This window comes from Nocardiopsis sp. NPDC055824 (assembly GCF_053616335.1).
In genome coordinates this window covers 1-11,746 of the sequence record NZ_JBSHDN010000198.1, presented here as the reverse complement: position 1 = coordinate 11,746, position 11,746 = coordinate 1, and the positions used below count along the sequence as shown (strand labels likewise).

At 71.4% G+C, this 11,746-nt stretch carries 11 protein-coding genes; 8 read left to right on the top strand and 3 right to left on the bottom strand.

What is annotated here, in order from left to right; all coding sequences use genetic code 11:
- Positions 1-57: 57 nt before the first annotated feature.
- Positions 58-1,725: an ABC transporter substrate-binding protein gene (locus tag ACWGL3_RS26880; protein ID WP_267948401.1), complete on the bottom strand. Its 1,668-nt coding sequence runs from the start codon at positions 1,723-1,725 to the stop codon at positions 58-60.
- 345 nt (positions 1,726-2,070) lie between these two features.
- Here ACWGL3_RS26880 and ACWGL3_RS26875 point away from each other — a divergent pair, with 345 nt between their 5' ends.
- The gene (locus ACWGL3_RS26875) at positions 2,071-2,472 is read left to right on the top strand and encodes a hypothetical protein (protein WP_267948400.1); all 402 of its coding nucleotides are present in this window, start codon (positions 2,071-2,073) and stop codon (positions 2,470-2,472) included.
- 76 nt (positions 2,473-2,548) lie between these two features.
- Here the strand turns inward: ACWGL3_RS26875 and ACWGL3_RS26870 are convergent, their stop codons facing one another.
- On the bottom strand, positions 2,549-3,064 hold the full coding sequence (locus ACWGL3_RS26870; protein WP_267948399.1) for a gluconokinase: 516 nt from the start codon (positions 3,062-3,064) through the stop codon (positions 2,549-2,551).
- A 138-nt stretch (positions 3,065-3,202) separates the two neighbouring features.
- Here ACWGL3_RS26870 and ACWGL3_RS26865 point away from each other — a divergent pair, with 138 nt between their 5' ends.
- Positions 3,203-3,919 (top strand): FadR/GntR family transcriptional regulator, encoded by a 717-nt coding sequence (locus ACWGL3_RS26865; protein WP_267948398.1) that lies wholly within the window; start codon positions 3,203-3,205, stop codon positions 3,917-3,919.
- Between the two features lie 34 nt (positions 3,920-3,953).
- Here ACWGL3_RS26865 and ACWGL3_RS26860 read toward each other — a convergent pair whose 3' ends face one another.
- Positions 3,954-5,330 carry a GntP family permease gene (locus ACWGL3_RS26860; protein ID WP_267948397.1) on the bottom strand — a complete coding sequence of 459 codons (1,377 nt, stop codon included), beginning with the start codon at positions 5,328-5,330 and terminating at the stop codon, positions 3,954-3,956.
- A 478-nt stretch (positions 5,331-5,808) separates the two neighbouring features.
- On the opposite strand from ACWGL3_RS26860, the gene ACWGL3_RS26855 reads away from it, so the two are divergent.
- The 6 genes from ACWGL3_RS26855 (at position 5,809) to ACWGL3_RS26830 (ending at position 11,722) form a co-directional block, all read left to right on the top strand.
- Positions 5,809-6,441: a DJ-1/PfpI family protein gene (locus tag ACWGL3_RS26855; protein ID WP_267948396.1), complete on the top strand. Its 633-nt coding sequence runs from the start codon at positions 5,809-5,811 to the stop codon at positions 6,439-6,441.
- Positions 6,442-6,443: 2 nt separating this feature from the next.
- Positions 6,444-6,899, top strand: coding sequence for a MarR family winged helix-turn-helix transcriptional regulator (locus tag ACWGL3_RS26850; protein WP_267948395.1), 456 nt, complete (start codon positions 6,444-6,446; stop codon positions 6,897-6,899).
- A gap of 145 nt (positions 6,900-7,044) precedes the next feature.
- On the top strand, positions 7,045-8,049 hold the full coding sequence (locus ACWGL3_RS26845) for a threonine aldolase family protein (protein ID WP_267948394.1): 1,005 nt from the start codon (positions 7,045-7,047) through the stop codon (positions 8,047-8,049).
- 149 nt (positions 8,050-8,198) lie between these two features.
- Positions 8,199-8,990, top strand: a complete 792-nt coding sequence (locus tag ACWGL3_RS26840; protein ID WP_267948393.1) for an IclR family transcriptional regulator — start codon at positions 8,199-8,201, stop codon at positions 8,988-8,990.
- 265 nt (positions 8,991-9,255) lie between these two features.
- Entirely contained in the window at positions 9,256-10,752 is a 1,497-nt protein-coding gene (gene glpK / locus ACWGL3_RS26835; RefSeq protein ID WP_267948392.1) for a glycerol kinase GlpK, read from the top strand.
- 220 nt (positions 10,753-10,972) lie between these two features.
- Entirely contained in the window at positions 10,973-11,722 is a 750-nt protein-coding gene (locus tag ACWGL3_RS26830) for an MIP/aquaporin family protein (RefSeq protein ID WP_267948391.1), read from the top strand.
- The last annotated feature ends 24 nt before the right edge of the window (positions 11,723-11,746 follow it).

Genomic DNA, 11,746 nt, shown 5'->3' with positions numbered 1-11,746 from the left:
GGCCGGTGAGGGCCGGTCGGGCCCCGGTCCCCTCCCCCTGTCAGGGGGCGGGGCGGGCTACTGCCAGGAGGCCTCGAAGAACTTCTCCTGGGTCAGCGGGCTGACCTGGGGAGGGTTGACGTTCTCGGCGAAGGCGATGGACGGCGGGGAGCTGGAGAGGGGCAGACCGGGCAGGATCTCCATGATCTGCTCGTTCAGGTCCTGGTAGGCGGCGACGCGCTCCTCGTTGTCCGGGTTGCTGCTGGCCTCGGCCATGGCGTCGAACAGCTCGGGCTCGTCCATGCCCCAGGCGTCGTTCTGGGTCGAGAACCAGGTGCCGATGAAGTTGTAGGCGTCGTTGTAGTCGCCGGTCCAGCCGAGCAGGTACATCGAGCAGTTCCCGCTGTCGGTCTGCGGGACGTACTCGGTCCACTCGAAGGACTTGGCCTCGACCGTGACGCCGACCTCCTCCAGGTCCGAGACGATGACGTCGAAGATGTCGCGCGGCGCGGGCATGTAGGGGCGGGTGACCTCCGTGGGGTAGCAGAAGTCGACCTCCAGGTCCTCCTGCCCCGCGTCGGCGAGCATCTCCCTGGCCAGGTCCGGGTCGTAGTCGTAGGTCTGGACGTCGGGGGACCAGCCGTCGAGGGTGTCGGGGTGGAACTGGGTCGCCACCTCGCCGCCCTCGGGGAGGATGGTGTCGACGATGCGCTGGCGGTTGACCGCGTGCGAGAGCGCCTGCCGGACCTCCAGGTCGGCGAGGGCCTCGTTGGTCTCCTGCTGGTAGGCCAGGTAGAGGACGTTGAACACGTCCCGGGTGGGCACCTGGAATCCGGCCTCCTCCAGGGGCTCCACGTCGGCGGGGGCGACGAGGTCGTAGCCGTGGATGTCCCCGGCCTCCAGCGCCTGGCGGCGGGCGGTCTCGTCCGGGATGGCCCGCAGGATCATGGTCTCGAAGCCGGCCTCCGTGCCCCAGTAGTCGCCGAAGCGGGAGAGGGTGACCTCGGCCTGGTCGCGGTTCCACTCCTCCACGGTGAACGGGCCGGTGCCGGCGACGGTGCCCACGTTCTGGGTGTAGTCGGGCAGCGAGTAGTTGCCCTCCTCCCCGGTGATCTCCTCGTCGGCGATGGCCTCCAGCGTGGTGGGGCTCATGATGCCGAACGCGGCGAGGCTGAACCCGCCGGGGAAGATCGAGGAGTACTCCGAGATCGTGATGACCGCGGTCAGGTCGTCCTCGGCCTCACAGGAGACGTAGCGGGACTCGGGGGTGTCCTCGCTCTCGTTCTCCGCGAAACCGCCGAAGACCGTCTGCCAGTAGTACGAGTTGTTGGAACTCTGCCAGGCGCCGGTCAGATTGTGCCACCGGTCGAAGTTGGCGCACACCGCCTCGGCGGTCAATTCGTCGCCGTCGTGGAACTGCACGTTGTCGCGGAGGTTGAAGGTCCAGACGGTTCCGTCTTCCGACTGTTCCCAGGTCTCGGCGAGTCCGCCGACGATCTCGCTCCCACCTGATTCGTGGTCGAGAAGGGTTTCGAAGACCTGGCGGCTGTAACGGAAGGTTTCCCCGTCACTGGTGAGGAAGGGGTCGAGGGTCCTGATGTCGCCTGCGGAGGCGAAGACGAACGGGGCGGATTCGTCTGTGCCGCCGCCCTCGCGCGTGCTCTCCGCGCACGCTGTCGCCACCAGCGTGAGCGCCGCCGCGGTGGCCACGAGGGCCAGCGGCTTTCGGGAAGACTTCGTGAACATGGTCCACCTCAATGTGGGGCGGGGGTATGAGGCCCGAGATCGATTGAGTGGACCCTAGACCGGGGGGAGACCGGCAGGGAAGGTAGACGGCTGGGTATTAATACAACCGTTTCAGATCTGTGCCGTGATCCATAGGCGCGTTTTGGCGTGCGCGCTGTCCAACGGACACCCATTACCACGGGAGGCCGCCGTGACGACACCCGTCCCGCTTTCCCCGGGGCTCCCGTGGAATTGCGGAACGCATTAACCGATCATCGGATGAATTAACGTATGCGACACGAAGTCCGCATCGGGACGTTGGTCCCCGATACTCGGACGCCCCCTCGGCAGCCCTATGATCTCCGGATGACCACACCCCTTGACGACGCGGCCCTGACCGCGTTCCTCGAAGGCCAGGAGACCGCCTGGCTCGCCGAGCAGCTCATGCTGATCGCCGACGAGGACCCCATCACCAGGATCCGGCTGACCGGGGCCGCCGGCTCCGAGAGCGCCGTGGACGACGCCCGCGCGGCCGTCCTCTCCGCGGTCGCCGACCACCGCCCGGATGAGGCCGCCGAGGACTCCGACGACGACGCCCTGCACCGGGTGCTCGACCTGCTCGACGACCTCGCCGACTACGGTTTCGAGGACGAGACCTCCGACATCGCCGACGAGGCGCGCGAGATCTACCTGACCCGCCACGGGGAGGACGACAGCGAGCACCTGGCGCGCCTGCACTCCCTCGCGGACGCCGAGGACGAGGAGTAGGAGGCCCCGGAGCGGGGCGGGGGCCCGTGCGCCCCGGCCCCGCTCCCCCGGCCCCGCGGGCGGGTCCTCCCGCCCGTCAGGCGTCCGCCGCCCGCATGCACTCGCCGACGTACTCCAGCGCCTGCTCCGTGAGGGTGTCGACGTCGCTCCGCACGTCGAACTCGCGGCCGGGCTCGTCCGGGCCCAGCCTCTCCAGGGTGGCCAGCTGCGACTCCAGCAGGGCGGGCGGCATGAAGTGGTCGGCCCTGGCCGCCATCCGCTCCAGGATCACCTCGGCGGGCCCCTGCATGTGCAGGAAGCACACCCCGGGCGCCCCTTCGCGCAGGACGTCGCGGTACTCGCGCCTGAGCGCCGAACACGCCATCACCGTCGACTCCCCGAGGGCGTCGTGCGCCGAGATCCACGCCGCCAGGTCGCGCAGCCAGGGCCACCGGTCGTCGTCCGTCAGGGGGACGCCGGCCGCCATCTTCTCGATGTTGGCCCTGGGGTGGAAGGCGTCCGCCTCGGCGAACGGCAGACCGAGGCGCTTCGCCACGTACTCGGCGACGGTGGTCTTGCCGCTTCCGGCGACGCCCATGAAGACAAAGTGCATGGTCTCTCCGTGTCCTGGTGCTCCTGCGGGGACGCAAGCGCCACCACTAATAGTGATATCAATCAATCCGGCTAGGCTTCAGGCTGGAACCCGGCCGGTTGTGGCCGGACCGGACGAGCGCGGAGCACAGGGAGCACGATGGGCACCGACCACCGCACGCTGCACAACCGGGTGCTGGCGGTCCTCGGGCCCGCGATCGCCGCGGACGAGTACGCGACCGGCCACACGTTCACGCTCCAGGGGCTCGAGCAGGACTTCGGGGTCTCCCGGACCGTGGCGCGCGAGGCCGTACGCGTCCTGGAGTCGATGCGCCTCGTGGTCAGCCGCCCGCGCACCGGGATCCGGGTGCGGCCCCGGCGCGACTGGAGCGTCTTCGACCCCCAGCTGATCCGCTGGCGCCTGGCCGGTCCGGGACGTATGGAGCAGCTGCGCTCGCTCAACGAGCTGCGCGCCGCCGTCGAGCCCGGGGCCGCCGCGCTCGCCGCCGCGCGGGGCGGCGAGGAGGAGCGGGCCCAGCTGGTGGTGGTGGCCGACCAGATGGTCCTCACCGGTCGGGCCGGGGACCTCGCGACCTTCCTCGAGCTCGACATCACCTTCCACCGCCGCATCCTGGAGCTCTCCGAGAACGAGATGCTCGTCGGGCTGGCGCAGGTGGTGGCCGAGGTCCTCGTCGGCCGGACCTCCTACGACCTGATGCCGCGCAACCCGCGCCCGGAGGCGCTGCGGCTGCACAAGACCGTCGCCCAGGCCATCCGGGACGGCCTCCCCGACGTGGCCGAGGCCGCGATGCGGTCCATCGTCACCGAGGTCTCGGACGCCCTGGAGCACGACCCGAAGGCGTACCCGGCCCCCTGAGGGGCGGGCGGGCCGGAGCCCGCCCGCCCGCGCGTCACAGCACCAGGCTGAGCCCGAAGGCGAGACCGAACCCGATGAAGCCGATGAGGGTCTCCATGACGGTCCAGGTCTTGAGCGTGGTCTTGACGTCCATGCCGAGGAAGCGCCCGACCAGCCAGAAGCCGGAGTCGTTGACGTGCGACAGGGCCGTGGCGCCCGAGGCGATCGCGATGACGATCAGCGCCAGGTCGATGGAGGTCAGCCCCGGCGCCGCCTGCACGGCCGGGGCGATGAGCCCCGCGGCGGTGGTGATGGCGACGGTCGCCGACCCCTGCGCGACGCGGAGGGCGAGGGCGATGACGAAGGCGGCGACGATCACCGGCAGGCCCGTGGCCTCCAGCGAGCCGGCCAGCGCGTCGCCGATGCCGCTGGTGCGCAGCACCATGCCGAACATGCCGCCGGCGCCGGTGATGAGGATGATGGCGCAGACGGGGCCGAGCGCCCCTCCGACGATCTCCTCGACCCTCTGACGGGTGAAGCGGCCCCGGCGGAGCACCGTCATGGCGACGAGCACGGTGATGAGCAGGGCGATCGGGGTCTGGCCGATCAGCTGGAAGGCTTGTACCCACAGGGCGTCCGCGGCAACGGTACCGGTGGCGGCGAAGGCGGAGACGCCGGTGTTGGCGAAGATCAGCACCATCGGCAGCAGGAGGATGCCCAGGACCGTGGCCAGGTGCGGCGGGTCGTCGTGCTTGACGGTGCCGTCGGACATGACGTCGTCGGGGACCGGGATCTCGAAGCGCTTGCCCGCCCAGAGCCCGTACAGGTAGCTGGAGAGGTACCAGGTCGGGATCGCCAGGAGGAGGCCGACCAGCAGGGTCAGGCCCATGTCCGCGCCGACCTCCACGGCGGCGGTCACCGGGCCGGGGTGCGGGGGCACGAAGGCGTGCATGACCGCGAAGGCGCCCGCGGTGGGCAGGGTGTAGGTCAGGACCGACCCGCCGACGCGCCGGGCCACGCTGAAGACGATCGGCAGCATGACGATGAGGCCGACGTCGAAGAACAGCGGGAAGCCGAACAGCAGCGAGGACACACCGAGGGCGAGCGGGGCGCGCTTCTCCCCGAAGAGCCTGATGAGCGCCCCCGCCAGCACCGCGGCGCCGCCGGTGATCTCCAGCAGGCGCCCGATCATGACGCCGAGGCCGACCAGGAGGGCGACGTTGGCGAGCGTGCCACCGAAGCCGTCCAGGAGGGTCGGCATGACCCCGGAGACCGGGATGCCGGCGGCGAGGGCGGTCAGGACGCTGACCAGGACGAGCGCGATGAACGCGTGCATCCTGAAGCGGATGATGAGGAACAGCAGGAGCGCGATGGCGCCCGCCGCGATCCCGAGGAGCGGACCCGTCCCGTAGACGGGCTCGAAGTTCTCCACGACGGAGCCTTCCAGTGGACTGATGGGGTGGCACACGACCGCAGCATGAAACGGCCTTGACCTGCGCTTGAAACAGGTCTCGGCAATGGTAATACCATTTGTGAGCTTCTGTGAACCACCCGTGCGGTTCTGTTACTCCCGCGAGACACACGTCACCCCGCCCGCGGACCCTCCCCGCCCGCCCGGGTGGGAGCACACCCCCTCCCGGAAGCCCCGCCGCACGGCGAACCCTTGCCAAACTCCCCCCGCCCGGGTAGGAGTTCCTGGCCGGGACGCCCCCGATTCGCCCGGACAAACCGCCATTCCCCATCCCCACCGGGACGAACCTCCCCGAAGGTCCGGTGACATGCCCGCATTGCGGGCCGCCCGAAAACGGTGGCCGCACAGACGGGGACGGCGGCGCCCCACCCCGGGACCCCACCCCGGCCAGGCGTCCGATTCCATTGACAGCATCCTGTCGAAATGACAGCATGTTGTCATGAGTGCAGAGAACAGGAAGACCGTTCACCTCGCCGTCTACGACGACCTCGCCGACTGGGAGATCGGCCACGCGGTGGCCACCATCCGCGGTGGCGAATGGCAGCACGACCCGGGCCGCTACGACGTGGTCACCGTCGGCCTCAGCGGCGCGCCCGTCACGACCATGGGCGGGATCACGGTCCTCCCCGACCTCGCGCTGCCCCAGCTGGTGCCCTCCGCCAGCTCCATGCTGATCCTGCCCGGCGCCTCGGGCTGGGACGCCGACCCGGAGGCGCTCGCGCCCTTCGCGTCCGCCGCGGGGATCTTCCTCGACGCCGGGGTGCCGGTCGCCGCCATCTGCGGCGCCACCGCAGGGCTCGCCCGCGAGGGCCTGCTCGACTACCGCGACCACACCAGCGCCGCGCCCGAGTACCTTCTCGGCACCGGATACGCGGGCACCGGCCGCTACCGCTCCGAGCTCACCGTCTCCGACGGCGGCCTCATCACGGCCGGTCCCACCGCGCCCCTCGAGTTCGCCCGCGCGATCTTCGCCGCCCTCCACCTCTTCACGCCCCGCGTCCTCGACGCCTGGTACAGGCTGCACGCCCGGCACGACCCCGACGCCTACCACGTCCTGCTGGAGGGGTCCTGAGCATGGCGTCGACCGCCGACAGACACTCCGAGCTGTTCACCGGCACGGCGCTCACCGTCTTCCGCCTCAACGGGCAGCTCCTCTCGGTGGCGGAGGAACTGGCCCGCTCGGCCGGTCTGACCGCGGCCCGCTGGCAGGTGCTCGGCGCCGTGACCGACGAGCCCCTGCCGGTGTCGGCGGTGGCCCGCAGGTTCGGCACCACCCGGCAGAGCGTCCAGCGCATCGCCGACCTGCTGGTGGAGAGGAGGCTGGCCGAGTACCGCCCCAACCCGGCGCACAGCCGGGCCAAGCTGCTCGCGCCCACCGAGGAGGGCCTGGAGGCCCTGCGGCGGATCGACCCGGACCACGGCAGGGTCGCCGACGCCCTGGTCGCCGAACTGGGGGAGGACGGCGCCGAGCGCGCCCTGGAGTCCCTGCACCGGCTCTCCCGGGCCCTGGACCGGCTCGGGGAGGGGTGAGGGCGGGGCAGTATCGTCCCTTCCACGGCCCGTCCGGCGCGCCCCGCCGGGCCGGCCCGCCGTCCGTGCCCCGGGTGCCGCGCGCCCGGGGCACGCCTCCGTCCCCGCGGACCGGGGGCGCCGCACCCAGCCGAAGGAAGCCGCCATGATCGACCTGCGCTCCGACACCCTCACCCGCCCCACCCCCGCCATGCGCCGGGCCATCGCCGAGGCGGAGGTCGGCGACGACGTGTGGGGGGAGGACCCGACCGTCCGAGCCCTGGAGGAGGAGACCGCGGACCTGCTCGGCAAGGAGGCCGCGCTGTACGTGCCCTCGGGGCACATGGCCAACCAGCTGGGCCTGTACGTGTCCACCCGCAGCGGCGACGAGGTCTGGGCACACGAGCACCACCACCTCATCGGCGACGAGCAGGGCGCCACCGCGGTGCTGGCCCGCGCCCTCCCCCGGCTGTACTCCGACGGGATCTTCCCCACCGACGAACTGCTGGAGTCGTGGATCGCCGGCCGCGGCGACGTCCACCGGGCCGAGCCCGCCCTGGTGTGGCTGGAGAACACGTTCACCGGGCGGGTGGTCCCGCTCGCCGAGCAGGCACGGGTGACGGGGTTCGCGCACCGGCACGGGCTGCGCGCCCACCTGGACGGCGCCCGGCTGTGGAACGCGGCCGCCTTTCTCGGCACGGCCCCCTCCGCGGTCGCCGACGGGTTCGACACCGTCTCCGTGTGCTTCTCCAAGGGGCTGGGCGCCCCGGTGGGATCGGCCCTGGCCGGCGACGCCGACACGGTGGCGCGCGCCCGGCGCGGGCGCAAGCTGCTCGGCGCGGGGATGCGCCAGGCGGGCGTCATCGCCGCCGGGGCTCTGTACGCGCTGCGCCACCACAGGGAGCGGATGGCCGAGGACCACGAGCGGGCCGCCGTCCTGGCCGCGCGGATCACCGAGCTGTCCGGGCTGCCCGCCCTGGCGCAGACCAACATGGTGCTGGTGCGGACCCCGGCCGGGGAGGCCCGCCGGTACGCCGAGGCCTTCTCGCGCCACGGTGTCACGGGGCTGGGCAGCGGCGCGTCGATCCGCCTCGTGGTGCACCTGGAGATCACCGACCGCGACGTCGAGGACGCGGCCCGGAGGATCGCCGAGGCCGTCGAGGAGCTGTGACCTCACCCTCGGCCCAGGTCGGGGCGGGACGGGCGGCTACACTGGCCCGATCCCGCATGCCGCCGGACGACCGTTCCCCTGCCGGGCATCACATCGCGTAGTAGCATTTCGCGTATGACATTGTCGTACTAGAGAGTGGTAGCACCTCAATGCCGGGAAGAATCCAGTCGATCGAACGCGCGGCGGCCATCCTCCGGATCCTGGCCACCGGCGCCCGGGGGCTGAGCCTGGCGGAGATCTCCCGGTCACTGGAGCTGCCCAAGGGCACCGCCCTCGGGATCCTGCGCACCCTCCAGCACGTGGGGTTCGTCGAGCAGGACCCCGAGTCCGGCCGCTACCGCCTGGGCGGGGGCATGCTCAGCCTGGGCACCCGCTACCTGGACGGCAACGAGCTGCGCACCCGGGCCCTGAACTGGGCCGACAGCCTGGCCTCCCGCAGCGGTGAGAGCGTGCGCATCGGCACCCTGCACAAGCACCAGGTGCTGGTGGTGCACCACGTGTTCCGCCCGGACGCCTCGCGCCAGACGCTCGACGTGGGCACCCTGCTCCCCCTGCACGCCACCGCCATCGGCCGGGTGCTGATGGCCTTCGACCCCCTGGCCGTGCCCGAGGAGGACGCGGACGCCGTCGAGGCGGGCGGGGCGGTGACCCTGCCGTCGTTCACCCGGCACACCGTGACCTCCCCCGCCGTCCTGGAGCGGCTGCTGGACGAGGTCCGCGAGAACGGCTGGGCCTGGGAGGTCGAGGAACTCGTCGACGGAGAGGTGTCGATCGCCGCGCCCATCCGCGACCGGCGCGGCACCACGGTCGGCGCCATAGGCGTCCGCGGCGCCGTCGAGCGCCTGCGCGGCGAGGAGGGCCGGCCCGACATGGAGCAGGTCTCGTACGTGCGCGACGCCGCGAGGGCCATCTCGCGGGACCTGGGCGTCACCCCGTACTGAGCGCGTCCCGCCGCGCCCCGGCCCGGCCGCCCCGCGCCGGTTCCGCGCGGTGGCTTCCGTGAGCCGCCCCTTCCCTGGCACCGTTGCCCGGCAGGCTGCGTGACCCACGCGACACGATTGCGTCACACGGCCTTGACATGGGAAGGAAGAACGGATGAAACTAACGCCTACCCATGCGTCAATGTCGTACAACGTGCGGGGATAACCCGTGTGCGTGTGTGTCCGGCCCCCATCCCGAGCCCTCCACCTTGAAGGCGAGCAACCGATGAGTCAGCAGTACGTCGCCGCGATCGACCAGGGCACCACGTCGAGCCGCTGCATCCTCTTCGACCGGGACGGACGCATCGTCTCCGTCGACCAACGCGAGCACAGGCAGATCTTCCCCCAACCGGGGTGGGTCGAGCACGACGCCGAGGAGATCTGGACCAACGTCGAGGTGGTCGTCCAGGAGGCCCTGGAGAAGAGCGACATCACGCCCGACCAGGTCGCCGCCGTCGGCATCACCAACCAGCGCGAGACCACCGTGGTGTGGGACCGGGAGACCGGCAAGCCCGTCCACAACGCCATCGTCTGGCAGGACACCCGCACCGACGACCTGATCCGCGCACTGGCCGCGGACGGCGGCCAGGACCGGTTCCGCGAGAGGTCCGGCCTTCCGCTGGCCACCTACTTCTCCGGCCCCAAGCTGCGCTGGCTGCTCGACAACGTGGACGGGCTCCGCGAACGGGCCGAACGGGGCGAGGTCCTGTTCGGCACCATGGACACCTGGATCATCTGGAACCTGACCGGCCGCCACGTCACCGACGTGACCAACGCGAGCCGCACCATGCTCATGAACCTGGCCACCCTGGAGTGGGACCCCGAGATCCTCGACGCACTGGGCATCCCGGCGGCCGTGCTGCCGGAGATCCGCTCGTCCTCGGAGGTCTACGGCGAGGCCCGCGGCTACCTGGAGGGCACCCCCGTCGCGTCCGCTCTCGGCGACCAGCACGCCGCCCTGTTCGGCCAGACCTGCTTCGACCCGGGCGACGTCAAGGGCACCTACGGCACCGGCACGTTCCTGGTCATGAACACCGGCACCGAGCCGGTGACCTCACAGAACGGCCTGCTCACCACGCTCGGCTACAAGCTCGGCGACGAACCGGCCGTGTACGCCCTGGAGGGCTCGATCGCGGTCACGGGGTCGCTGGTGCAGTGGCTGCGCGACAACCTCGGCCTGATCTCGACCGCTCCGGAGATCGAGACGCTGGCCCGCACCGTGGACGACAACGGCGGCTGCTACATCGTGCCGGCGTTCTCCGGCCTGTTCGCCCCGCACTGGCGCAGCGACGCCCGGGGCGTGATGGCGGGCCTGACCGGGTACGTCACCAAGGGCCACATCGCGCGCGCCGTCCTGGAGGCCACCGCGTGGCAGACCCGCGAGGTCGTCGACGCGATGAACGCCGACTCGCGGATCGACCTGACGACGCTCAAGGTGGACGGCGGCATGACCGCCGACAACCTGCTCATGCAGATCCTGTCCGACGTCCTGGACGCCGAGGTCGTACGGCCGATGGTCGCCGAGACCACCTGTCTCGGCGCCGCCTACGCCGCGGGGCTGGCGGTGGGCTACTGGCCCGACGTGGAGACTCTGCGCGCCAACTGGCACAAGGCGGCCGAGTGGAACCCGGAGATGGAGCCCGCCGTCCGCGATCGCGAATACCACAACTGGAACAAGGCCGTGCGACGCACCCTGGACTGGGTCGAGCACGAGGAAGCGTAGGCCGGGGCAGGGCCCCGTCCGAACGACCGCCGCCCAGGGGCGCCACGGCTGCCACCTGCTCCCCTGGGAGGCGGTACAGGGGGCGCGACCGCGCCCCCGTCCCATCTCCATCCTGTGACGGGTGTGTCTGATTATGCCCGCGTCCGGCGTGCGGTCGCGCCCCGCGAGCACACCTGACCTCCCGTGACCCGGCTGCCCCTCACCGGGGCGGAGGTCCTCCATGGTGTACCTGGCAGAGTTCGTCGGAACGGCGATCCTCATCCTGCTCGGCGGCGGTGTCGTCGCCGGAGTCTCCCTCGCCCGATCGAAGGCCCTCAACGGGGGCTGGATCGTGGTCACGTTCGGCTGGGGCATGGCGGTCGCGATGGCCGTCTACGTCGTCGGTTCCACGAGCGGCGCGCACATCAACCCCGCGGTGACCCTCGGCCTGGCCAGCATCGGCGAGTTCGCCTGGGCCCAGGTGCCCGGCTACATGCTGGCCCAGCTGGGCGGCGCGTTCACCGGCGCCGTCCTGGTCTACCTGGCCTACTTCGCGCACTGGAAGGTGACCGACGACCCGGAGGCCAAGCTGGGCGTGTTCAGCACCTCCCCCGGCGTGCGCAACCCGGTCGCCAACCTCGTCACCGAGATCATCGGCACCGCGATGCTGCTCCTGGGCGTGCTCGGGATCGGCGCGAACTCGGGCTTCGTCTCCGAGGGGGACGTGGACCTGGGCGGCCTGTTCACCAACGGCATCGCGCCGCTGATGATCGGCCTGCTCGTGCTCGCGATCGGCCTGTCCCTGGGCGGGCCGACGGGCTACGCCATCAACCCCGCCCGCGACCTGGGTCCGCGCCTGGCGCACGCGCTGCTGCCGATCCCGGGCAAGGGCGGATCGGACTGGGGCTACTCCTGGATCCCGGTCGTCGGCCCGCTCGTGGGCGGTGTGATCGGCGCGTGGATCTGGAAGCTGACCGGGTTCGGGGTCTGACCGCCCCGGCCCGCGGTGGAACGG